Annotated in this window: 20 protein-coding genes; 9 read left to right on the forward strand and 11 right to left on the reverse strand. The window is 45.6% G+C overall.

Going from position 1 to position 22,676, the window contains the following annotated elements:
* The first annotated feature begins 603 nt into the window (after positions 1 to 603).
* Positions 604 to 1,155 (forward strand): restriction endonuclease, encoded by a 552-nt coding sequence (locus OCU49_RS08310; RefSeq protein WP_261844513.1) that lies wholly within the window; start codon positions 604 to 606, stop codon positions 1,153 to 1,155.
* Between the two features lie 13 nt (positions 1,156 to 1,168).
* Here OCU49_RS08310 and OCU49_RS08315 read toward each other — a convergent pair whose 3' ends face one another.
* The 3 genes from OCU49_RS08315 to OCU49_RS08325 all read right to left on the reverse strand — a co-directional run bounded on the left by OCU49_RS08315 (position 1,169) and on the right by OCU49_RS08325 (position 4,676).
* A complete protein-coding gene (locus OCU49_RS08315) occupies positions 1,169 to 2,743 on the reverse strand; it encodes a glycerophosphodiester phosphodiesterase family protein (protein ID WP_336605371.1) in 1,575 nt (524 codons plus the stop codon).
* Between the two features lie 38 nt (positions 2,744 to 2,781).
* Positions 2,782 to 3,720, reverse strand: coding sequence for a LysR family transcriptional regulator (locus OCU49_RS08320; RefSeq protein ID WP_261844515.1), 939 nt, complete (start codon positions 3,718 to 3,720; stop codon positions 2,782 to 2,784).
* A gap of 635 nt (positions 3,721 to 4,355) precedes the next feature.
* The gene (locus tag OCU49_RS08325; protein ID WP_261844516.1) at positions 4,356 to 4,676 is read right to left on the reverse strand and encodes a hypothetical protein; all 321 of its coding nucleotides are present in this window, start codon (positions 4,674 to 4,676) and stop codon (positions 4,356 to 4,358) included.
* A gap of 177 nt (positions 4,677 to 4,853) precedes the next feature.
* On the opposite strand from OCU49_RS08325, the gene OCU49_RS08330 reads away from it, so the two are divergent.
* Positions 4,854 to 5,636 (forward strand): hypothetical protein, encoded by a 783-nt coding sequence (locus OCU49_RS08330; protein WP_261844517.1) that lies wholly within the window; start codon positions 4,854 to 4,856, stop codon positions 5,634 to 5,636.
* A 20-nt stretch (positions 5,637 to 5,656) separates the two neighbouring features.
* Here OCU49_RS08330 and OCU49_RS08335 read toward each other — a convergent pair whose 3' ends face one another.
* Positions 5,657 to 6,703, reverse strand: a complete 1,047-nt coding sequence (locus tag OCU49_RS08335) for a GlxA family transcriptional regulator (RefSeq protein WP_261844518.1) — start codon at positions 6,701 to 6,703, stop codon at positions 5,657 to 5,659.
* Between the two features lie 498 nt (positions 6,704 to 7,201).
* Between OCU49_RS08335 and dctP the strand changes: the two genes are divergently transcribed.
* The 3 genes from dctP to OCU49_RS08350 all read left to right on the forward strand — a co-directional run bounded on the left by dctP (position 7,202) and on the right by OCU49_RS08350 (position 10,144).
* Positions 7,202 to 8,200, forward strand: a complete 999-nt coding sequence (gene dctP, locus OCU49_RS08340) for a TRAP transporter substrate-binding protein DctP (protein ID WP_261844519.1) — start codon at positions 7,202 to 7,204, stop codon at positions 8,198 to 8,200.
* Between the two features lie 89 nt (positions 8,201 to 8,289).
* Positions 8,290 to 8,838: a TRAP transporter small permease gene (locus OCU49_RS08345; protein ID WP_261844520.1), complete on the forward strand. Its 549-nt coding sequence runs from the start codon at positions 8,290 to 8,292 to the stop codon at positions 8,836 to 8,838.
* A 13-nt stretch (positions 8,839 to 8,851) separates the two neighbouring features.
* Positions 8,852 to 10,144, forward strand: coding sequence for a TRAP transporter large permease (locus OCU49_RS08350; protein WP_261844521.1), 1,293 nt, complete (start codon positions 8,852 to 8,854; stop codon positions 10,142 to 10,144).
* Between the two features lie 61 nt (positions 10,145 to 10,205).
* On the opposite strand, the gene OCU49_RS08355 is transcribed toward OCU49_RS08350, so the two are convergent.
* The 7 genes from OCU49_RS08355 to trpB form a co-directional block, all read right to left on the reverse strand.
* Positions 10,206 to 10,868: a DUF6151 family protein gene (locus OCU49_RS08355; protein ID WP_261844522.1), complete on the reverse strand. Its 663-nt coding sequence runs from the start codon at positions 10,866 to 10,868 to the stop codon at positions 10,206 to 10,208.
* Positions 10,869 to 10,883: 15 nt separating this feature from the next.
* A complete protein-coding gene (locus OCU49_RS08360) occupies positions 10,884 to 11,321 on the reverse strand; it encodes a DUF2214 family protein (RefSeq protein WP_261844523.1) in 438 nt (145 codons plus the stop codon).
* 80 nt (positions 11,322 to 11,401) lie between these two features.
* Positions 11,402 to 13,783 (reverse strand): ATP-binding protein, encoded by a 2,382-nt coding sequence (locus OCU49_RS08365; protein WP_261844524.1) that lies wholly within the window; start codon positions 13,781 to 13,783, stop codon positions 11,402 to 11,404.
* Positions 13,784 to 13,794: 11 nt separating this feature from the next.
* Positions 13,795 to 14,571, reverse strand: coding sequence for a substrate-binding periplasmic protein (locus OCU49_RS08370; protein ID WP_261844525.1), 777 nt, complete (start codon positions 14,569 to 14,571; stop codon positions 13,795 to 13,797).
* A complete protein-coding gene (locus OCU49_RS08375; RefSeq protein WP_261844526.1) occupies positions 14,568 to 15,296 on the reverse strand; it encodes a response regulator in 729 nt (242 codons plus the stop codon). The genes OCU49_RS08370 and OCU49_RS08375 overlap by 4 nt, the downstream gene beginning before the upstream one ends.
* 295 nt (positions 15,297 to 15,591) lie before the next feature.
* On the reverse strand, positions 15,592 to 16,368 hold the full coding sequence (gene trpA / locus OCU49_RS08380; protein WP_261844527.1) for a tryptophan synthase subunit alpha: 777 nt from the start codon (positions 16,366 to 16,368) through the stop codon (positions 15,592 to 15,594).
* Positions 16,368 to 17,597 (reverse strand): tryptophan synthase subunit beta, encoded by a 1,230-nt coding sequence (trpB, locus tag OCU49_RS08385; RefSeq protein WP_261844528.1) that lies wholly within the window; start codon positions 17,595 to 17,597, stop codon positions 16,368 to 16,370. The genes trpA and trpB overlap by 1 nt, the downstream gene beginning before the upstream one ends.
* A gap of 187 nt (positions 17,598 to 17,784) precedes the next feature.
* Here trpB and OCU49_RS08390 point away from each other — a divergent pair, with 187 nt between their 5' ends.
* From OCU49_RS08390 to dddP, 4 genes are all read left to right on the forward strand, one after another.
* Positions 17,785 to 18,333 carry a TetR/AcrR family transcriptional regulator gene (locus OCU49_RS08390; protein ID WP_261844529.1) on the forward strand — a complete coding sequence of 183 codons (549 nt, stop codon included), beginning with the start codon at positions 17,785 to 17,787 and terminating at the stop codon, positions 18,331 to 18,333.
* A 50-nt stretch (positions 18,334 to 18,383) separates the two neighbouring features.
* A complete protein-coding gene (locus OCU49_RS08395; RefSeq protein ID WP_261844530.1) occupies positions 18,384 to 18,593 on the forward strand; it encodes a DUF3565 domain-containing protein in 210 nt (69 codons plus the stop codon).
* 182 nt (positions 18,594 to 18,775) lie between these two features.
* A complete protein-coding gene (locus OCU49_RS08400) occupies positions 18,776 to 20,815 on the forward strand; it encodes an NADH:flavin oxidoreductase (protein ID WP_261844531.1) in 2,040 nt (679 codons plus the stop codon).
* A 91-nt stretch (positions 20,816 to 20,906) separates the two neighbouring features.
* On the forward strand, positions 20,907 to 22,244 hold the full coding sequence (dddP, locus tag OCU49_RS08405) for a dimethylsulfonioproprionate lyase DddP (protein ID WP_261844532.1): 1,338 nt from the start codon (positions 20,907 to 20,909) through the stop codon (positions 22,242 to 22,244).
* Positions 22,245 to 22,676 lie beyond the last annotated feature (432 nt).

Here is a 22,676-nt window from a genome sequence, read left to right on the forward strand (position 1 = left end):
GCTTATTTTAGAGGGGGGGGCATCGTATCGGTGCAGTTTTAGCGCTTGAATGAATCTGGTGTGAGAAGGCTATTTATTAATTAAGGCGCTTCTCAGTACCCAGGTCGATCGCTTTTGTAGGTAATGGGCGGCTTGTAAGTGTTGTATGCACATTTTTTGCCGTTGAGTTATTAATTGGCATGTTTGGTGCTTTAGCTGGGTACGGCTAAACATTAGCTGTGCTTTCTGTGGACTTTAGCGCCTGATCAAAGAAGCTTAATTCTTTGGTCGGGCGTTTTTTTTGAAGAAGTTTAAAGAGAAGAAAAATATTAATTCAGAAGCCGGGAGCTGATAAATAAAACCGGAGACGTCTTTGCCTGTGTGTAACGCTGCGGGCGTTCAGTTTGTTGTGATGTATATATCTGTATGATCGGTTTTTAGGCAAACAACAGGTTTTTTGTTAGCGATAGGTTTTTGGTTGTGTAATTCAGTACTGAGTAAGTCAGTTGCGTTATTCGTATATTTGGCTGGGTTTTAAATAAAGTTAAGCAAAAGCATGAATAAAGCGATTATTCGTGTTCAAATTTCGCTGTTGTTAAATTTGAATAGCCGAATGAGTGAGTGATGAGTCAGTTTCAACAGCCAAAAGCGTGGATGGTAAGAGCGAGTAAGGGCGGTAGACTTGCGGAACTATTTTCAGAACGAAGTTGTGTGGCGTTAGGTTGGAACTGTCTGGGTAACTTAATTGAATATGCTGATTCAGATGCGCTTCAGCGAGCATATATCAATGCCTACGGAGATGATAAACCGGCAAAGATACGTAATGCTGTAGGTATGTTACAGCGCTTTGCAAAGCAGATTGTGAAAGGTGACTGGGTGATTACCTATATGCCAGCCAGACGTTTGTATCTACTGGGTGAGGATTTAGGTGCCTATCGGCATGTGACTGAATCTGAATGGGTGGATAAGTATGCCAATCTTCGTTCCGTTAACTGGCTTTTTACGGTACCTCGGGATGAGTTAAGCAAAACTACTCAGAATAGTTTGGGAGCAACTCTGACGTTATTTTCATTGAACGAAGCTGTGATTAATGACTTACTGGCCAACGCTCAGGCATTATCCCGTAATAATGAAGGCCAAAACGAAGATAAACAGTTGTGTTTCCCCGGTTATTAAGTGCGTTCCGGGATTAGTACTGAAATAATCTGAACTGGTAGAAGCTTACGTGATTTTCTGGCGGTTCCGGATTTTTCTTTTTCCAGTGTTTGGCTGCAAGGCGAATAAAAGCTTCACTTTGCAGGTTGTGAACCAGAACAGTTCCGGAACATACCCAGGATTTATTCAGAGCATCTTTATAATAAGAACTGAATACTGAACCACGCCGAATTAGGCGTAAAGTGCCTCGCGGTGAGTCACTGCCTCCGTAGCCTACGTCGCGTCGGTATTTATTGTACATGTTGACCGAACTTGCCACCCAGTCATCGATCTTTATTTCACCATCTTGCTCGCTGACACTGCCAATTTTGGTGAGGTTGAAGCTATTATTCCAACCGGTACGGAAACCATCGTTTTCATCCCGCTCACTTGATACATAAGGTGGCGCACCGTGAACATCAAAGGTGAGATTAACCTTTTTGCCGTTCAGGGACTGATTATCGATGTTGAAATACCCGGGATCAATGCCAATTGCAGCCATTTCAAAGGTTGTTCCCTGATGGGGGGAGGTAACATGGAAATCGACCTGAGCATCGAAATCTCCGTGATAGCTGCTGCAAGTGACAGCTGCTGCTCCAGAGTATTCGCCACCTTGTTTGATGTTGATATGAAGGCCGTCTTCCTGATATATACAGGTATCCTGATTTGCATGGCTATAGCCGGCAGTCCAAAGGTTTCGATTAATATCGCTACCTTCAAAATCATCTAACATGACCTGAGCAGGGGGCAAAAACTGTTCGCTGGTAGGTAAAGCGCCTTTCGCAATGAGGCCTGCTATGTGAGAGCTGGCTTGTTTCAGAGCTTTAACTGTATCAGGCGTAGGTGCATAGGCCTGCTGAGTAATGAGTAGCCAGTTATCACTTTTGAGCGGTTGTTTGCGTTGAATGAAGTAGCTTACAAACTCTTCAGCCCAAGCCAGTTGATAATCAGTATCAACACAGTTGGCGGCATCCAGTGTCGCGGGGCTGAGTCCGTTCATGCGAGTCAGGTCAGCAGCTAACTGACCATGATAGCCTTGTTGTCTTAATAGCTGGCAGGTTGCAATAGGGGCGATTATACAAGCGCGTTGTTCCAAGCCGAAACTGCTTAGAAGCTCTGTCAGCTTGCCTGCGAGCTCAGCCTGGTGATCATATTCAAGGTCCGGCAGGCGGATAAGAAGCTGGGTGCGCCGGCCAAATATTCTCAATACATCTTCCAGCTTACTGAGAACTACTGGCCGCTGACGGCTGGCATCCCATGGAGTATCTTCACCCTTAGCGCCGGTAGGTTGGTAATTGGTGTCTAACTCGGTTGAACGCCAGGTTTTGCCAGCATCCAGTTTCTGAATAGCGTCCAGGTCCATACTGTCAACCTGGGTTGGAATGCCGCAACTGTATTCCAGTGAGGCATTAGCTGTACAGATAAGTTGTTTATCTTTTGTTAACAGTACATCGAGGCACAGACCGTTAGCACCACCTCCAAGGCCTGCCCACAGGCTTTCCATTGTGCACGGAGGTGTAACCCAGCAGTCACCGTTGTGGGCAAAAAGGTTGATGTTTTTAATATCCATGTTTATCCCCCGATGACTGCCGATGTTTGTGCTGTCGTTTATTCTTCCTGGAATTCCGGATGCATGTCCCGGAACCATTGAATAACAGTATCCACCCGTCGGGGCTGGCTTATATCCCGGCGTGTAGTGATATAGATGGTATTCATCATTGGTGGTAGCCCGGCTTTGTCATATTCAATCAGTTCGCCGGTTTCAATATACGCTTCAACACAATGACGTGGAAAAACGCTGATGCCCAGGCCGCCTATAACCATTTTGATAGCGCCGACAATGTCGTTGATATCACCGGTGTGATACAGCGATCGGGCGGTCAGGGTTTTTTCCTCAGGCATGAAGTGTCGTGCCCAAAGATCGAAGCACACATCCATACCCGGATAGTTAATGAATCTGTGATCCATAACAGTATCTGGTTTGAGGTCATCGAGAGCATTACGTGGACTGGAAACCAATACATATTCTTCTTCGCAGAACGGAATGTAGCGAAGCGATGGATGCTCAATGCGTTCAGTTACAAAGCCAAAATCAAAACGGTCATCGATAACAGATTGAGTAACAGCTTCTGTTGGACAGAGTTCTACCTGAAGCGCTATGCCTGGAAAATCGAGGCGACGTTGTAAAAGCATTGGAAAGTGTGGACTTTGTAAACAGGATGGTGGCATTGCATAACGCACCATGCCTTCCATTGATTCCTGTCCCTGATCAAGACCGTCGTGAAACTCAGCAGTAACGTCCATGATGCGGCGGATATATTGCTGCAGCATTTTGCCGGCACTGGTGAGTTTATAAGTGTCGCTGACCTTAATGACAACATCATGCCCCAGTGTTTCGCGGATTTTGATCATATGATCAGATACCACTGAAGGGCTCTGGGCAGATTTTTTTGCTGCAACGGCATAAGAGCCATATTCAGCAACAGCCATAAAAGCTTTGAACAGTTTAGGGTCTAACTTGAGGTACTTCTGACTAGCGAAATTCATCTGTCGGATCCGTGATAACAGTTTACTTCGTCATATCCCTTACGAATTGTTATATCCCCGATATAACAATGAAGAGCGATCCATGCTAAGAACTCGCAATTATATGCTAAAAGCTTCATTGCGTACCTATCTTATTGAAAGATAAGTGTCCACGTCCGTGTGGGTGGAGAGATCCGTCGAAGCTGTGGTCTATAGAACAGTCAATCCTTTGTTGGCTTTCTGGCTAATCAGATTCCGCTGATCGCCGTTCCGTGATGGCTTTGTTCTATAGAGGCCAAGTCCAATTTGGCGCTGTGCGTAGTATCGTCCTTGTGGGCATCCGAGCCGCAATATTCATTCCTTTGTACGTTTTATCCATTTCCGCACTATGTAAAGTATGCGTCCCTGAAAGATTCCTTCTTAATACAGTGCATTCCTTGCTGTCTTAATCCTTTTAGACGTTTTTAATTCTGATTCCCTGGGAGGAATTCCACTTCCTCAACAACTCTTCCACGTGCGTACTGTCCTTTCATCGCACACTTCCCATATCCATATGGGTTTCTCTTTCCCTGCCATTCCCTGGTGTGTTAAGTCCATTTACCCGCCAAAATCCGTTTGACGTTTTCTTTCCTGAAACTATTGATTCAATTGAATCTTTAAGCCGGGCTTACCAGCAGTTGCCGGAGTCGAGAAATTTCCAGCAACTCTTCGTTGTTAATGACTCGGTCGAAAGCGGAATCCAGCAAATCTACCATGCCCTGGTTAGTTACTTTCGTTCCGTCAATATTTGCTTCGAGCTTTACACCGTGTAAGTAGTTATGACGAATATCGCCAAAATTAACATCGCTGATTTGTCCCGGTTCCAGTTCTACGCTACGGGTACCGTAGGGTATCTGGCTAACATCGCTATTTGACCTTCCCGATACATACAGGGTTACCTGAATAGGATGTTCGGTATCATTGCATATAGTCTTCACGCCATGTCTTCTCGGTTTACTGCGGTTGCTCATTCAACGCCTCAAACTTTAGCGGCTCCCTTTAGTAAAGGCCAACCGTAAGTTCAGGATTGCCAATCCGAGAAATCCGGCTGGCATTGGGTTTAAGTATCGGCTATAAAAAATGTTACTTAAAAATCAGTTAGATAGGAAAGTCTGATGGATAAGGAATTAACTAGGAAAGGCTTGGCCCATCCGAAAAGTATTCGGGTATGGCAAGGATTTCGCTCGACTGTATTAGCTGCTGACTGGCAACGTTTCAGTGAGCAGTTAGGTAAGATTTTTATTCCTGCAACCGTTCAGCAAATGCAGCCTTTAAGTCTTCAGGCATATTTTCCACTGATCTTATCTGATTCGGGTTTTGCTTTACCTGATGAATTGGCGTTGGTGGTTTATCCAACACAGGAGGCATATACGGTTGCAACAAAGGAAACCGTTGCCGGACGTGCTTATGGTGCACTGCATAGCACCGTTTTTAATTTTAATCGGGATGGGCCGATACCCCGTAGTCGCTCGTATTTTCCTACTGCCTGGTCGGGCAGCTTTGAAGATAATCAACCTGTGTACCTGATTGACCGTGAAATTGACTGGCATTCAGGTGTGATGCGCTGTCTGGTTATTAAAAGCAGAGAGCCTGCTGGAATTATCCTGCAATATGAAAGAATTGCGGCGATTGTGAATAACTGGTTGGATTCCGCTTCTGGGGACGTTGATAACGTGATTATTCAGGCTGAAGCAGGGTATTTAATGTGCTGGGAGCATTACGTACAGGCCAGTGAAGAGGGGGTGACGGGTGCTCTGATGACACAGGTGCAGGGCGTAGTAGTGATAGATACCTGGGCTGAGAAAGTGCTAGTGAAACCATTGTTTTCACTAGCGGATACCGGTGTTGAGCCAACCGCCGGGTTGCTTATGGATGTCCGTCTTGATGTTGAGAGTTGAACGATATGATTTAGCTGTTTTTATTGGCGGTGTTGCTCTCGGGCAAATGTAGGAGCAATGCCAAAATAATCTTTGTAACAATTACTGAAGTGACTGGAACTGACAAAGCCGCATGCCAGAGCTATGTCGGTAATACTGTGACTGGTTTGTAACAACAGACGCCTGGCCTGGGTGATACGCAGTTCCAGATAATATTTGCTTGGCGATGTTTCCAGGTGGTTCTGAAATAAACGTTCTGCCTGTCGTCGGGATACACCTACAAAGTTACACAATTCTTCAACACTGAGGGGTTCCTCAATATTGGCATTCATGAGTTGAATCAGCTCTCGCAGGCTTTCTGGTAATTCCGTTTTGTCTGATAGTTGAGTCAAACGATTATTACTGTTTTCTGCCAGTTGATCGCAGCTTAGTATTTCCCGGATCGCCCGGACAATGTCTTTACCTTGCAAGCGTTCAATAATTTTTAGCATCATTTCCAGGGCGCTGTTAGGCCCGGCACAGCTAATGCGGTTACTGTCGGTGACGAATATTTGGTCGCTGACATTTACCTTAGGGTATTTTTCTTTGATAAATGCATGATTTTCCGGGTGAATAGCGCATTGAATATCGTCCATTAGCCCTGCTTGAGCTAACGCGATTGCACCATTCCAGAGGCCGCCGAGAATAATCTGTGATTTATTCAGGCACTTAAGGTAATCATTAAGACCTGTGTGAATCTCAATACTGCAACGATAGCCGCCACAAATAATCAGCATGTCGTAGTGTTGCTGAGTGTCGTTTTGCAATTCAAATAAACGAGTACCTGTAGAAATTTCAATTCCCAGATCACTTTTTACCTGAGTACTTTCCAGGCCAACAGTCTGATAGCTAAACAAAGGGACGGTGCGAACTAAATTGGCTGTTACCAGTGCATCAACGGCAGCAGTAAAGGCCATCATCGAAAAGTGTTCCAGTAGAACAAAAGCTACATGCAATGGCTTTTCCGGATGAGTTTCGCCCGGCAGAAAACGACGATTTGTTTCGCGAAGCTGATTACTGAACTGGCGAGTATCTTTGGTTGTGCTCATTGGTTCCGGTGTTCTTACAGGTTAAGGCGCAGTTATAACAGTTTTCCGGAGGAAATTGTAATTTTCGCATGTGCCAGAGCTAAAACGATGGTTATTTGATCAGCCGGTCTTAGAGTCAGGCGTTAATAATATGTTTATATTCGACGGTTATTTTGTAAATAAAATGTAAATTATTGTAAATAATATTAAGCGTAACTGTTATGGATGTGAGTTTTTATTAATATTTTATCTGGATTTATAAACAAATATTGAGTGAATTAGTGTTTTTATGGATAAGGTTTACAAAGTGTTAATAAATTTGTTTTTGGCATAGGTAAGGCAGGTTTTTTAGTGATTAGAAATATTTATTTTCTCTGTGTATAAGTATTAAGGCTATTAAATTGAAGTGCATGTTAATTGAAGCTAATTATTTGAATTTCATGCTATTCAAATAGCTTTAATCATGTAAGTGATTTATTACCACGAACATATATAAGAATAATATTTATGGAGTTCCTCATGAGTAAAATGTCCAGCCTTAAAACCCTGATTGCCAGCAGTATGATGTTGGGTGCGGTTTTAACAACTTCTGCTGAAGCAGCTACAACGTTACGTATTGCCAGTCAGCATGCGCCTGATCAGTATGCGTCTGAAGTATTACGTCAGATCAAAGATGAGCTGGAAGGTGCCGGCGTTGATCTGAAAATCAAACTTTATCCGGCTGGTCAGCTGGGTTCAGGTGAGCAATTACTGGGTGAAGCGGCCCGCGGTACAATTGATATCGTACATTCATTTGTGTACAGCCATAAAGATCCTGTATTGGAAATCAATTCTCTTCCTTATCTGGTTTCTAACTACGATGAGATGGAAAAAGTCTTTAGCCCGGGCTCGAATTTTTACACGCTTTTCGACCAGCGTATGGATAAGCTGAACCTTAAATTATTAGGGATTACTGCAGAAGGTTTCATTGGTGTTATGTCTTCTTCTGAGCCAGAAAATTACCGTACAACCGGTGCCAAAGGTCAGAATATCCGTGTGTGGAGTGCTCAGTCCGCTAAATTAGCTACTCAGGATATGGGCTATAACACAACAACGATTGACTGGGGTGATGCTTTCCCGGCAATTCAGCAGGGTGTGGTTGACGGTATGATTGGTGCTACCCCAGAAGCAACCTATACCACTTTTAAAGAAGCAATCAGTAACTATGTACCTTACAACGCATTTGTAGAAAATTATGCTTACTATGCGAGTAAGAAAACCTGGGAGAAAAAGCTAAACGATGAACAGCGTAAAGTCGTTGCTGATGTGTTTGCACGTGCAGCTGCAAAGTTCGTCGACTGGAGTCGTGAGAATGATGCGGCGAACCTGAAGAAACTGGAAGAGTTTGGCGTAAAAGTTTTACCAATTACTGACGCTGAGCGAGGTGCGATTGCTGAGGAAATTCGTAGCAAAACCTGGCCAAAGCTGGAAGATCGTTTGGGTAAAGATAATCTGAATAAAATCGTTGCTGATCTGTAACGGTTCATAAGTTTAACAAGAAGGCTTGCGTTTATCTGAGTATATGCAGCCTTCTTTTTAATTTAATTATTAATTAAGGCAGGTGCTTTATGTATTTAGATATACCGCGCCCGCTTAGAAGTCTGGTTAATTTCTTACTGCAAATAAAACAATATTTTCTTGCTGCTGCCAGTTTGGTAATGGCATTTGTTTTTTTCTTTGTGGTTATTCTGCGTTACTGGTTTCAAACCGACCTGTTTGCGTATGAAGAATGGGTGTTGATGCTGGCCTTCTGGGTTTATTTTCTTGGTGGAGCGATGGGAAGTTATGAAAATACCCATGTCAAAGCTGACTTTTTATTATCCGTAATGGAAGATCCACGTAAAAAATGGCTGGTTGTTAACTTCACTATTTTTCTTGAAGTATTAATTGGTCTGGTGCTGAGTTATTGGGGTTGGCTGATGGTTGAGGAGGAAGTTGTTGCCTATCCGAGCTGGCAGCGGACAACGGGCCTTGAACTGCCATTTTTTATTCCAAAGCTGGGTATTTTTCTGGGGTTTGTTTTCATGACTTTCTATACAGCGTTGCATTTCTATAGCGGTTTGCGCGCCGGACCAAGTGAGGTTTGGGAAGACAACGAAACGCCACCACACATCTGAACAGGCAGGCTCTATGTTAATTCTTCTGACACTATTAGTGATCTGTGTCGCATTGCTGATCGGTATTCCTGTACCGTTCGCCTTTGGCCTGGCACTGATCTACATGTCGCTTACCGGAGATCATGATCCGGCAGGCTTTTTAACTTCCGGTCACTGGCGTATGAATGTGCTGGTATTACTGGCCATTCCTTTGTTCATTATGGCGGGTACGATTATGGAGCGGGGCAAAATTGCCCAGCCTCTGGTTGAGCTTGCTGAGCTGTTTGTTGGTCGTTTCAAAGGTGGTATTGCTTATACGGCAGTTGGTGCCAGTGCTGTTTTCGGCTCGATCGCCGGAAGTGCTACTGCAACGTTGACCTGCATTGGCAGCATTATGATGCCACAGCTACGCAAAGCCAATTATCCGGAAGGCTTATCTGCGGCACTGATCACTAACGCCGCGCCTTTGGGGTTACTGATTCCGCCGAGTGCTATTCAGATTATCTATGCATGGGTAACCAGGCAGTCGGTGCTGAAGTGCTTTCTGGCAACTATAGTACCTGGGCTGATTCTGGTGACTCTGCTATGCATCGTGAACTACTTCATGTTGCGTAAACATAAAGATATTAAAACTCTGCCGCCCAGCGATGATTTCGTGGGTGAAGTAACACGTAAAAGCCGTTTTGCCTTACCGGCACTGCTGATGCCATTTATGATATTGGGCGGTATCTACGGGGGGATTATGACCCCGACAGAAGCGGCAGGTATTGCTGTGGTTTATGCGATTCCGGTGGGTTTCTTTATCTATAAGGGGCTTAACAAGGCGAATTTCAAAGAAGCATTGGTGCAGTCTGCGACGACTACCGGTGTGGTAATGGTTATGTTCTTTATGGTGATGATTGTTAGTCGCCTACTTATTTTTGAAGATATTCCAGGCCTGGCTCAGGAGTTAATTTTTTCTGTATCAGAAAATCCAATAGTGGTCCTGATCATGATCAATGTAGTGATGATCCTGATAGGGATGCTGATGGATGATGTTAGCGGCGTTTTACTGGCTTCACCATTGCTGTTTCCGATTGTGGTAGAGCTGGGGGTTGATCCTATTCAGTTTGCGGCGATAGTCGGCGTAAATCTGGGGATGGGAAATATTACACCGCCTACGGCACCGTTGTTATATCTGGGTTCACGTGTAACCAATGTCCGTGTCAGTGCGATGCTGAAACCCACGCTGATTATGATTGCGTTTGCATGGATACCAACGCTGATTATCACAACTTATATACCACAGGTTTCTTTGTTCTTGCCTGAATTATTTATGGGGCGCTGAGTATACAGTTACGGCTCAAAACCCCGGTCGCTTCGGCATCGGGGTTTTTTATTGCACGATTTCAGCGTTGAGTTTTAGATGAAATGATTTCTGGTTTTGCCAGCGGCAGACCTTCACTGCTAAATAAGGGATTAGGGCGTTCAAGCCTCTTTAGTTTCCAAAGCGCTAAGCAGGTGATAGTTCGTAAACCAATTAACAAAGGCATGCCGGGATGTTTTTTCGTGGTTGTATCTTCGCTGCCTGTGCTCTCGTTGTAAATATCTCTGGCCTGAATATAGCCCCGAATTATGCCAAGTGATTGCTGTCGTTCTTTATCTGTCAGTGATATGAAACTATGTATCAGGCCAATAAAGGGCACACCAGCGGTTAGCGTATTGCCAATAGGTGTATGGCAACACTGCGTATACCAGCGATAAGTGCCTTTTGGTGTAAGTCTCAGGCAGGCAATATGTTCGTGGCCTTTGGATATATGAAGTCGGGAGGGTGGCATTTGAAATACTTCAGTACCCCCATCGGTATCCAGAACAAAGTTATCTGAAGCTTGTTCCCGGTTAGCAGAAGAATCGTCAGTGCTATCTTGAGTACAATGTTTGTGGTGAAGTATCTGAGCGAAAGCCTGGCAATCTTTGCAGTAACATACCAGGCGGTTGCCATTGGAAGGCGATGTGTTTTTAGCAATGCCTGTTACTTTTCCGCAGCGGCATTGTAACGGTATGTCGACCACATTATTTCTCTGTAATCAGGATGTTGCACCAATGCCTCTGGCCATTGTTACAGCGAGCAGTGGCATTAACAGAAGTAACAGTAATTCGGTACGAATGATTCTGATAATGTAGCGTGGCACATTGATCCGACTGGTGTTGGCGCGGCGGTTACGCAGATAAAACCAGGTGGGAATTGTTGAAAGTATGGCGATAACTGCGAACAGAAATAGTTTGATATGAAATATAAAGTTGCCTGAATAAAAGGCGTCGGGTTTGCCGACGATGAACCAGAGAAGTAAGCCACTTACCAGCATGAGCATTGCTCCTGCACCATAAATACCGTCGATAATCGCGATTTTACGTATGGCCACAGGGGTCATAGTTTTACGTAGCAAAAGGTGCTGGCTGACAAGGGCTGCAGCGAGAATAATCAGGCCTGTAAAATGCAGGTATCTGACAAGAAGCTCTTCCATTGATCGGGTCCTGTTGCCGGGTTTAGCGGCTCAGTGTAGACCGAAAATACCGGCAGGGTATAGCCCTGGTTTAGGTTTATTCAGAGCGGTTGCCAGTTTGCTGCCACGTGCTGGCTTTGTTCAATGCTGATTTGCAGTTGTTGCAGGCATTCTGCTGTGTTGAAAGATTGTGTTGGATGTGGCAACGCTATGAGTTGTTGTTCGATCTTTCTGAGTAGAGCGCCTGTAGATTTAAATCCTAGTGTTTCACAGGCTCCGGCGAGTTTATGGATATCTTGTTCTGCCAGAGCCAGGTTATTATTTTCAAGACTCTGTTGAATGGCTGGCCAGAGCTCGTTACAGCTGTTGATGAACCCGTGCATGAGTGCCTTTACTTTATCTGTTCCCAGCATCTCCTGATGCATTCGGATAACGCTCTGGTCTATAACAGGCAGAGTTGTATTGTTGGTAAGCACTTCGCCAATGACGGAAATATTATCTGTCAATGGCGTACTTGAGATATCAGTGGATGATGGTTGTGTTATTGCGCTGATAAGCTGCTCTCTGTTCACAGGTTTAGCGACGACGCAGTTTATGCCTACCGCTTTATAAGTTTGCAGGTCTTCCTGTCTGACGCTGGCTGTCAAAGCGATAATACGGGTAAGCTGGTTTTTGTATTCAGGATGGTGGCGAATCAGTTGGCTGATCTCTAATCCGCTGCGGCCGGGCAGGTGCATGTCCATCAGAATCAGATCAAAACATTGCTTTTGGCAGAGGCTGAGAGCTTGTTCGCCGTCACTGGCGATACTTATTTGATGGTTATACGGTGCTAATAAACCGATGACAACGTCCTGATTAATCTGAACGTCTTCGACCAATAAAATATCCATTTGAGAGTGTTTTTCGGTGTGCTGAAAAATAACGGCATTATCATCGGCGTTCACTGTCATGGTGTTGATGTGAGGTTCTGTTGTAACAGGTAGTTCCAATTCCAGCCAGAAGCAGCTGCCTTTGCCTGCTTCACTTTGCAAACCAATATCTGCACGCAGTTGTATGGCCAGTTCTTTACATATTGCCAGACCAAGGCCGGTACCGCCGAAGCGGCGGGTGATGCTTTCATCCGCCTGGGTGAAGCGTTCAAAGATCTTTTCTTGCAGTTGTTGAGGTATGCCAACACCTGTATCCCGGATACTGAATCGTAGAATGTGGCTTTCTGTTGTGCTGGCCAGTTGAGTGACCGTTAAATTTATCTGGCCATAGTGTGTGAATTTAATTGCGTTGGCGAGCAGGTTATTCAGAATTTGCCTCAGGCTACTGTGTGCTGCGAAATATGCGGGTGCTAAGTCTTCAGGATAGCTGAGTTGAATGTTCAGGCCTTTATCCTGGGCGCCAGGCTCAAATAGGCTAATCAGATTTTCGAGCATAGGTTGCAGTTCAAAAGGCTTTTGAACAACCTGATGGGCGCCTTCTACCAGCCGGCCGTATTCCAGTACTTGGTTAAAGGTTTCGAGAAGGGCGTCGGTGGCATCATGTAGCACCTGAACCTGTTTGTGTTGGCTGTTATCCAGCGAGGTGCTTTCCAGTAACTGAATCATACCCAGCATGCCATTCATAGGGGTGCGTATTTCATGACTGATAGTGGCCAGAAAGCGTGTTTTTGCAGCATTCGCATCTTCAGCGATTTCTTTTGCCCTGCGCAGACTTTCGGTACGCTGCTCAACCATAGTTTGTAATTGGTCACGGTTATAACGCAGTTCTTGTTGTTCCTGGTCCCGGCGTTTTCTGTCCTGTTGTATGGCCTGGTGCATATCATTCAGCGCACTTACTAACTGATCGAGTTCATCCCGGTGTTCCGGCCGGCGGCGATTAAGCGTCAGACTGTTTTCCATTTGTCCGGCGCCTATATCCCGGCTGTAATTGGCCATGGCTTCAAGGTGGCGGGTAATCTGCCGGTTAAAGATAATCAGAATCACCAGCACGATGAGAGCAACCAGTAATGTTTGGTTTAGCAGGATAGTGAAGCCTTTGGCATAGATGCGATTGTAGAGTCCCTGAGCATCAATCTGTACATCCAGTTGTCCCAGGTTCCGCTGCTGACCATTGGCGGTGGTGTGGATAAGCGAAAATATCTGCATGTGTTTACTGACAGAAGCATTAGCATCTGCTGTGTTTGTTGGTGCACGCAGTTCAACGTGGCTGATATCAGGCAGGTTTTCAATGCCCTGAAGTTGCAGCTCGATCTGTGCCTGATCTATATCCCAGAGGCTTTTAGCCAGGCTGGCCAGGTAGCTGTCACGAATCACTTCCAGTTGCTGATCAAGCACCCGGAATTCCCGTTGATAATCCAGTGTAAGCTGAACGGCAGTAGACAGGATGATGAACACAAAACTGCAGGCGCTGACGTATTGCATGATTCGATAACCCAGAGGGTGTTCTTTTGGGTAGCGAAGTAATTGTCGGATCAGTGTTGGCAGCGTGCGCATATAGATATCCGTCAGAGTGGGTTGTGCAGGTATTCGAGACTGTTACTGCGAATCATGTTGCGAATGTTGTTGTTGTCATGCAGTTTTTTTAAACGCTGATTAATATAAGGAAGATGCTGGCTCAGCTTGCCAGCTTTACTTAGCGCCAGATAATAGTATTCGCTGGCGATTTTTTCACGTAACGGCATGATGCTGTTTTCAAACCCAAGTTTACGTGTTTGCAGCATACCGCTGCGCCAGCCGATCGGCATGTAATCGATACGCTGGTTGGCCAGTTTGGTGAAGTTCTGGTGGTTGCGGGACACATATTCGATGTGGCTGTTGGTTTGTAAAAAGGCATCAAAGCGATCGCCAAAACTGTCTCCCAGTAATAGACCAACAGTTTTCCCTGGCAAGTCTTTTAGCCCCGATATGTCAGGCTGGGCATCACGATTGACGAATAAACGTACTTCGTCCGCAATAATATACTGGTCACTGAATGCCAGATAGCTTTCCCGACTTGCTATGCGGTAGGCGGCGACCACAATATCAATGTTGCCGAGTTTGGCTTCAAGTAAACAACGTTTCCAATTGGTATCTGCGATCAGCTGTACATCATAACCAAGCTCAGTAAATAGTTGCTGGGTAAGTTGCGGAGCAAGGCCTTTTAGCTTGCCTTCGCTCACCCATGAAACCGGTGGATAAAAGGGATGTCCGCACGCAGTGAGTACTTGTTTTGGTGTTTCTGCCTGGCTGGTGGTTGTCAGTAGCAGAGTTGTGAGAGCAAGGCTGGCAAGAAAGCGCTTCACGATAATTCAGCTGGTTTTGGGGTGAACAGGTAACCGGCTCCATGAACCGTGAGAATGGTTTTTGGCTGCGCGGGATCATCGCCCAGTTTACGTCGTAAACGGCCAATGAGGACATCAACGGTACGATCACTTGGCACCCATTCTCTGTTACGAATTTGTTCAAGAATCTGTTCGCGGCTCATGATCTGGCCCGCGTGATTCATCAGTGTGTTAAGTAACTGGAATTCGCCTTCAGTGAGTTGGGTAGTCTGCTGTTGATCATCGACAAGTTGCCGGCGGTCAAGATTGAGTTTCCAGCGTTCAAACGTTTTGAAACTGTTGGGTAGGGCATCGGTGGGTTTTGCTTCTGTACAATGACGTACCCGACGAATCAGGTTTTTGGTGCGGGCCAAAATTTCCCGGGGATTAAAAGGCTTAGTGACATATTCATCCGCACCGCATTCGAGACCGATAATGCGGTCAACTTCATCTTGCCGGCCAGTGACCAGGATAATACCTACTTCAGTATGTACCCGCAGTTCACGGGTGAGGGTCAGACCATCTTTTCCGGGTAGGCGTATATCCAGTAATACGACATCAATGGTTTGATCACTGAGGATAGTTTCCGCTTGCTCAGCAGTTTCTGCTTCAAAGACCTGATAACCTTCAGTTTCAAAGTAGCTGGTCAGGCATTGACGGGTGACAGGTTCGTCATCGACGACAAGAATACGGGCGTCTGAGTTCATATATTACTTCAGTATGACGGCTCATTATGGCCGGAATTGTTGTTATTTTATGTAAACCCTAGTGCCTGAAGCTTAGCTCAGGCAAGAGCTGTTTACATTTCATTTACAAGGTTTTACAACTTTATACGAATCAGTAACGAAAAAGAGGCGTCGGGAGCATAGATGATACTGCCTGAATGCAGCTGCAGGATTTTTTATTAGCGGGTTTGAAAATGAAGGGTCTTTAATCGACACGTGATGACGAGTCATCACGTGTTCATGGATGCATTAATAAAGAAGGTTATTTATATAGAGTTTATGTAATGGCCTGTTTCAGTTCTGCCAGTTTGGTGTGAACCCCTTTAAGCCCGTTCTGGTTATATGCGTTAAGAAAAGCTGAGCCGATAATCGCGATATCAGCGTGACCGAGTAGTGCTTGAATATCTTCCGCTGTTGAAATTCCAAAACCGACACCAAGTGGCAGTTCAGTATGTTGGCCAATACGGTTTAAGTATTTACCCAGCGCCTGATTTTTATCAGTGGACTCTCCGGTTACACCTGCACGGCTAACACAATAAAGCATGCCGCTGGCTTGCTTGCAGATAGTGTTAAGTCTGTCAGGCTGAGTATCCGGAGTGATAATCCAGATAGGTTCAATGCCTGCATCGGTCAGTGGGCTAATCAGCTGTTGTTGTTCTACTGCTATGTCTGGCACGATAATACCACTGATACCTTTCTGCATCAGTGTTGCCAGCTTGGGCGGGCCCGATTGCATAACAGGGTTCAGATAGCTCATCAGTAATACCCGGCTTTGTGGATATTCAGAGGCCAGTTTACTGATGTCGCTGATACATTTTTCCAACTGTGGTTTGTCGGCCAGTGCCTGATGACAGGCGTGTGTGATGGCTGGGCCATCGGCAACCGGGTCGGAGAATGGAAACTGTACTTCCAGAATCTCAACACCCTGATCTAGCAATAGCCGCATCATTGCGAGGCTGTCGTTGATGGTTGGGTAGCCATAAATCACATGGGTCATCAGTAACAATGATTTGGTGCTTCGCTGCTGACGAATATATTGGGTCAGATCGCTCATCAGCTGTTCTCCTGAGCCAGATAAGATTGAATAAAGTCGTTGAACGGTTCGTCTCGCAGAGCTTTAGCAATGTTGAAAATGTCTTTATCACCACGGCCGGATACGTTAATCACAATCTTTTGTGATGGGTCCATATCTGCTGCTTCACGTAACCCGGCAGCGATGGCATGGGATGATTCTAAAGCTGCGATAATGCCTTCATTGCTTGCCAGTTGTTGGAAGGCCTGCAGCACTTCGGTGTCACGCGCTTGTGTCATGCGCACTTTGCCCTGTTCTTCCAGGTTTGCCAGAATTGGGGATACGCCAACATAGTCCAGTCCGGCTGATATGGAATGGGTTGGCTGTAACTGGCCCTGTTCGTCCTGCAGGAATTTTGTTGCAAACCCCTGGGCGATTCCGAAACGTGCCTGGTCTGTATTAAAGCGCATAGCATGATCTCCCGGAGAATCACTTCTTCCGCCAGCTTCAACACCGACCAGTTCAACGTCATCGTTCAGGAATGGTAAGAATATGCCGCAGGCATTACTGCCGCCGCCGACACAGGCATAAATTTTATCGGGCGCTGAGCCGAATTGTTGTTGTGCCTGTTCTTTTACCTCTTCCCCAATGACTGACTGAAAGCCGCTGACCATTTCCGGATAAGGTGCGCAGCCGCAGCTGGTGCCAATCAGGTAGTAAGTATCGGCATAGTTACTGGACCAGTCCCGTAAAGCTTCATCAAGCGCATCTTTCAGGGTTGCAGAGCCTTCTTCAACCGGTATTACGGTAGCGCCAAGCTGTTTCATCCAGAAAACATTTGGGTATTGGCGTTCAATGTCATGAGCACCCATGTAAATTGTGCAGTCCAGCCCTAAGCGGGCGGATACCAGTGCGCTGGCGATACCATGTTGACCGGCACCAGTCTCTGCAATCACCCGGCGTTTGCCCATGCGCTTAGCCAGCAGCCCCTGGCCAATTACGTTATTCATTTTATGGGCGCCGCTGTGATTCAAATCTTCGCGTTTAAGGTAAATCTGTGCGCCACCAATAGCAGCAGAAAGCCGGTTGCAGTATGTCAGTGGTGTTGGTCGGCCAGAGTAGTGCTGTAGCTGATCTTTCACTTCACTGATGAAGCTCGGGTCGGACATAGCGTCCCGGTATGCTTTGAGCAGTTCCTGCTGGCTGTTAAAAAGAATCTCGGGAATATAGCTCCCCCCGTATTGACCGAATTGCCCGTCCTGATTCATCATCTTGTCGCTCTTAAGTGGTCATATACCGAAGAATGGTAAGCTGCGGTATATTGAAAATTATTTATTTAACTAAACGGTATAGTAAAAATAATAAATATTTTTACGTCCGTCAACAGTCAGATTACGTTTATTGTTTGTCTTGCGGATCAGTTAGCTGGCAGAAATGTGATTAATACGTGGAGTTTTTATGGCCCGAGGTCGTCCATCCAAAAAGCAACAGTTACTGGATACTGCCCGCTGGGTATTCGCTGAAAATGGTTATCAGGGAACCTCAATTGATCTGGTTGTTCAGCAGGCGGGAGTTTCTAAGCCCACGGTATATAACAACTTTCCTACCAAGCAGGCATTGCTACAGGCATTACTGACACAGTTAATCGATGAGTTGGAAACGGCAAGAACCGAGATTTTGAAGAGTGCTGAAGATCCAGTGAAAGCTGTTTTCAATACATACATTCGTCTGACAGCACAGCAGGAATATCTGATGATGTACCGTATTTTGTGTGGAGAGCAATATAAATTGGACGAAGCTACACGGCTGCAAATTCTGGCATTCGATCAGCAGCTTTATGATGATTGCGTTGCAGAGTTGCAGGGGGCTGAGAATGTTATACCTGCATTAGTGTTGATGTTTTGCCGTGATCAGGTACTGGGGCAGGCGCTTGTAGCATCTGGTGATGCTGAGCTACCGACTGTGGAGCAATTAGAGTGTCAATATAATGCACTGATTACGACATAGGCTAAGTCGGTTTTTGATATAAGTAAGCTTTATGCTCAGCAGAGAGGTTTATGCAGCAACCAATCATTGCGTTTCATACTGATAACGAACAGGACTGGGTTGCAGAGTTAATCTGTGGCCATAATCAGCATGTGCGGCATAATCCACCATGGACCAACCGTCCGTGGGTGCTGACGGTTACCGGGAGAGATCAATTTATTGGGTTTCCGCTGGCGTGTAAAAAATGTCAAAGGGGTGAGCCGCGAGACAATCCTTATTAGCAATATTCTATTGCGGAGGATATAAAATAAATTTATGTCGATTTGAAAAAAATATCATTGGCTGGGATCTTTGTTCTGCTGCCACAATGAGCAGCGATATAAGAGCAAATATAACAACAATAAAGTAATGCCGGTTAATGAGGTGATATCTGACCGGGATTACCTATACCAGGCATTCTGATATGAGTCATAAAGATCCCTTGCTCCAACCGTTTCAGCTGAAACATCTCACATTACGTAACCGTATTATCACCACTGCCCATGAGCCGGCTTACCCGGAAGCAGGTATGCCTAAAGATCGTTACCGGGCTTATCATGTTGAACGTGCTAAAGCTGGCGTAGCGCTAACTATGACAGCTGGTTCCGCCACTGTGTCTAAGGATAGCCCACCGGTTTTCAATAATATCCTCGCCTATAAAGACGAAGTGGTGCCTTATCTGAAAGATCTGGTAGATGAGTGTCATGAACATGGTGCTGCTGTGATGATTCAGTTGACGCATCTGGGGCGGCGAACCGGTTGGTCAAAAGGAGACTGGTTACCGGTTGTGTCGCCTTCTCATGAGCGTGAGGCTTCGCACCGGGCATTTCCCAAGCAAATGGAAGACTGGGATATTGCCCGCATTATAAAAGACTTTGCTGATGCCGCTGAACGAATGCAGGCGGCAGGTATGGATGGCATCGAAATTGAAGCCTACGGACATTTGCATGATCAGTTCTGGTCACCTCTGACAAATACACTCGATGGCCCTTATGGCGGCAACTTACAGAACAGGGTTCGTTTCACACTGGACGTGCTTGAAGCGATCCGTGACCGGGTTGGCACTGAGTTTATCGTAGGTGTGCGCTTTACGGCAGATCAGGCACAAAAAGGTGGTTTCGATTTCAATGAAGGTGTTGAAATTGCCAAGCTGTTGAAGGCTTCAGGTTATATTGATTTTCTTAATGTGATTCGGGGGCATATAGATACTGATCCCGGGTTAACGGATGTTATTCCTGTCATGGGGATGCGCAATTCACCGCATTTAGATTTTGCGGGTGAATTCCGTTCTTCTGTTGATATACCGGTATTCCACGCGGCAAAAATACCTGATGTTGCAACTGCCAGGCATGCAATTGCTGAAGGTAAATTAGATATGGTTGGCATGACACGTGCTCACCTGGCTGACCCTCATATTGTGCGCAAGATTATTGAAGGGCGGGAAGAGCAGATACGCCCGTGTGTAGGTGCAACTTACTGTCTGGATCGTATTTATCAGGCTGGTGATGCTTTTTGTATCCACAATGCAGCGACAGGCCGTGAGTTGACAATGCCGCACGATATTCCTAAGGCCAGTGTAAAGAAAAAAGTGGTAATTGTTGGTGCTGGGCCTGCGGGTATGGAAGCGGCCAGGGTTGCAGGTGAGCGGGGACATGAAGTCGTTGTGTTTGAGGCTGCTCCGCAAGCGGGCGGTCAGCTACTACTTACTGCGCAAAGTCCACGGCGGCAGGAAATGATTTCGATCATCGAGTGGCGTATGGCTGAATGTGAAAGGTTAGGGGTAGAGTTTAGATTTAATACCTGGGCTGAAGCTTTAGACATTACTGCTTTGCAACCGGATGCGGTGATCATTGCAACCGGAGGTTATCCACATACTGAGGTTTTGGAATCGGGTAATGACTTGGTGGTTTCTGCCTGGGATATTTTGTCCGGTGATGTGAAACCGCAAGGCCGTGTTCTGCTATTTGATGACGCAGGAGATCATGCGGCAATGCAGGCGGCAGAGGTGATTGCTGATAGCGGCGCGGAACTTGAGGTTATGACGCCTGATCGAGCATTTGCCCCTGAAGTTATGGCGATGAATCTGGTGCCTTACATGCGTGCGATGCAGCAGAAAGATGTGACATTCACTGTAACTTTCCGTCTGGAAAGTGTGAGCCAGGAAGGTGGAGAACTAGTGGCGCGCGTTGGCAGTGATTATGGCGGCGTAGAAAAGTACCGTCATGTTGATCAGATTGTGATTAATCATGGTACCCGTCCGTTAGATGATATTTATTTTGATCTTAAAGCTGCTTCGAAAAATACTGGGGAGGTGGTCTACCAAGATTTAATCGTCGGTACGCCCCAAACGAAAGTAAATAATTCTGAAGGTGAGTTTCAGTTATTCAGAATTGGTGATGCAGTTGCTTCACGTAACACGCATGCAGCGATTTATGACGCGCTGCGCCTGGTGAAAGATATCTAGCCTGATGGCAGTTTTCAAAATTAATAACAATAAAATAGATAACCTGCACAAGCTTTGCTTCTGCGGTTTGCTTTATAGGTGAGGAAATCCAATGACAGATTTTGTATTCAGTTCATCGAACCGCAAAATTGATCCGACACGTCGTCGTGCTGGCGTATTAAAGCCAGACGGCTCGCCAAACGAAAATAACCGGGTAGAAATTGGGCCGACAGATCTGGCTTTTAATGAATGGGAAGCGCTGGGTCTGAGGGCGCCAAATCTGGATCGAATGCGTGAGTTTCGTTTACAGCGAATAGTCGAAGCATTGAATGAAAAGGATTTGGCTGGTGTGTTGCTGTTTGATCCTCTGAATATTCGTTATGCGACTGATACGACGAATATGCAACTGTGGATTACTCATAATCATGCCAGAGCCTGTTTCGTTGCCGCCAGCGGTCATATGATCCTATGGGATTTTCATAACTGCGAACATCTGTCTGCGCATTTACCTCTGGTAAAAGAAATTCGCGGCGGAGCATCTTTCTTTTATTTTGAAACAGGTGATCGTACACAAGAGCACGCAGCGCATTTTGCAAAAGAAATTGATTCTCTGTTGCGAGAGCATGGTGGTGATAACCGGCGTTTAGCGGTCGATAAAATTGAAATAGCCGGGCTGCGGGAGCTGGATAAATGTGGCATAGATATCAGTGACGGTCAGGCGCTGATGGAGCATGCCAGAGTAATTAAAGGTGAAGATGAAGTTGATGCCATGCGGTGTTCAATTGCGTCTACCGAAATTTCAATGCAGCTGATGAAAGAAGCAACGATCCCGGGGGTAACTGAAAATGATATCTGGTCGGTATTACATGCTGAGAATATTCGTCGTGGCGGTGAATGGATTGAGTGTCGGTTGTTAGCGTCCGGACCACGTACAAATCCGTGGTTTCAGGAATGTGGGCCGCGGGTTGTACAGAGGGGGGAGTTGTTGGCTTTTGATACTGATCTGATTGGTCCTTATGGTATCTGTGCAGATTTATCCCGTACCTGGATGATCGGTGACGCTAAGCCTACAGATCAGCAAAAACACCTTTATCAGGTTGCCTATGAACACATTCAGCATAATATGCAGATATTAAAGCCGGGTATGAGTTTCCGTGAAGTAACAGAAGCTGGTTTACGCTTGCCTCCAGAGTATCGAGACCTTCGCTATGGTGTAATGATGCACGGTGTAGGGCTTTGTGACGAGTATCCATCAATTCGCTATCCGGAAGACATAGATGGTCATGGGTATGACGGTGTGCTTGAACCAGGTATGGCACTCTGTGTTGAGGCTTATGTTGGAGCTGTCGGCGGAGGAGAGGGGGTGAAGCTTGAAGATCAGATAATTATTACTGAAGACGGCTATGAAAATCTAACAAACTTCCCGTTTGAGGCTGATCTTCTTGGTTAATAGGTTCTTACTTTGTACCAGTCATGAATAGTCATGACTGGTACTTTTACTTTGCATTCTCTTCATCGGTTCCGAATGAAGTTCCTGCTTTCTTAGACGTTGCGTTTAATCAAAAAAACTTAATAAATTCATGATGTAAGGCATTAAATGATTAATGGTTTCGGCCGATAATAGTTTAAGCGCCTGTGCTGATGATTGGGTTTTTTATATGCAAAATGGGTAATTGTCAGCAGTCTAATACTAATTGATTAGGTAGGCTTGCAGGTAAGCGTTGTGACACGTAAAGAGCACTGAAATGTTAGTTTTATGGTAATGGTTTGTTTGAAAAGAAGCCTTCAAACTGAATCGAAAATTAATACATTTGTGTTTTTATAAGTTCCACCTTATGAATTCATCAGTGATCTGGTTTAGATTTGATGGTTGATTTTAATA

It is taken from the genome of Aliamphritea ceti (assembly GCF_024347215.1).
Taxonomy (GTDB): Bacteria; Pseudomonadota; Gammaproteobacteria; order Pseudomonadales; family Balneatricaceae; genus Amphritea; species Amphritea ceti.

Bases quoted from the DNA above. Each gene is read 5' to 3' on its own strand.
- OCU49_RS08365 (WP_261844524.1), bottom strand. From the start codon at position 13,783: ATGCGCACGCTGCCAACACTGATCCGACAATTACTTCGCTACCCAAAA.
- OCU49_RS08315 (WP_336605371.1), bottom strand. From the start codon at position 2,743: ATGGATATTAAAAACATCAACCTTTTTGCCCACAACGGTGACTGCTGG.
- OCU49_RS08400 (WP_261844531.1), top strand. From the start codon at position 18,776: ATGAGTCATAAAGATCCCTTGCTCCAACCGTTTCAGCTGAAACATCTC.
- dctP (WP_261844519.1), top strand. From the start codon at position 7,202: ATGAGTAAAATGTCCAGCCTTAAAACCCTGATTGCCAGCAGTATGATG.
- dddP (WP_261844532.1), top strand. From the start codon at position 20,907: ATGACAGATTTTGTATTCAGTTCATCGAACCGCAAAATTGATCCGACA.
- OCU49_RS08345 (WP_261844520.1), top strand. From the start codon at position 8,290: ATGTATTTAGATATACCGCGCCCGCTTAGAAGTCTGGTTAATTTCTTA.
- OCU49_RS08310 (WP_261844513.1), top strand. From the start codon at position 604: ATGAGTCAGTTTCAACAGCCAAAAGCGTGGATGGTAAGAGCGAGTAAG.
- OCU49_RS08320 (WP_261844515.1), bottom strand. From the start codon at position 3,720: ATGAATTTCGCTAGTCAGAAGTACCTCAAGTTAGACCCTAAACTGTTC.
- OCU49_RS08330 (WP_261844517.1), top strand. From the start codon at position 4,854: ATGGATAAGGAATTAACTAGGAAAGGCTTGGCCCATCCGAAAAGTATT.
- OCU49_RS08375 (WP_261844526.1), bottom strand. From the start codon at position 15,296: ATGAACTCAGACGCCCGTATTCTTGTCGTCGATGACGAACCTGTCACC.
- OCU49_RS08335 (WP_261844518.1), bottom strand. From the start codon at position 6,703: ATGAGCACAACCAAAGATACTCGCCAGTTCAGTAATCAGCTTCGCGAA.
- trpA (WP_261844527.1), bottom strand. From the start codon at position 16,368: ATGAGCGATCTGACCCAATATATTCGTCAGCAGCGAAGCACCAAATCA.
- OCU49_RS08390 (WP_261844529.1), top strand. From the start codon at position 17,785: ATGGCCCGAGGTCGTCCATCCAAAAAGCAACAGTTACTGGATACTGCC.
- OCU49_RS08395 (WP_261844530.1), top strand. From the start codon at position 18,384: ATGCAGCAACCAATCATTGCGTTTCATACTGATAACGAACAGGACTGG.
- trpB (WP_261844528.1), bottom strand. From the start codon at position 17,597: ATGATGAATCAGGACGGGCAATTCGGTCAATACGGGGGGAGCTATATT.
- OCU49_RS08360 (WP_261844523.1), bottom strand. From the start codon at position 11,321: ATGGAAGAGCTTCTTGTCAGATACCTGCATTTTACAGGCCTGATTATT.
- OCU49_RS08350 (WP_261844521.1), top strand. From the start codon at position 8,852: ATGTTAATTCTTCTGACACTATTAGTGATCTGTGTCGCATTGCTGATC.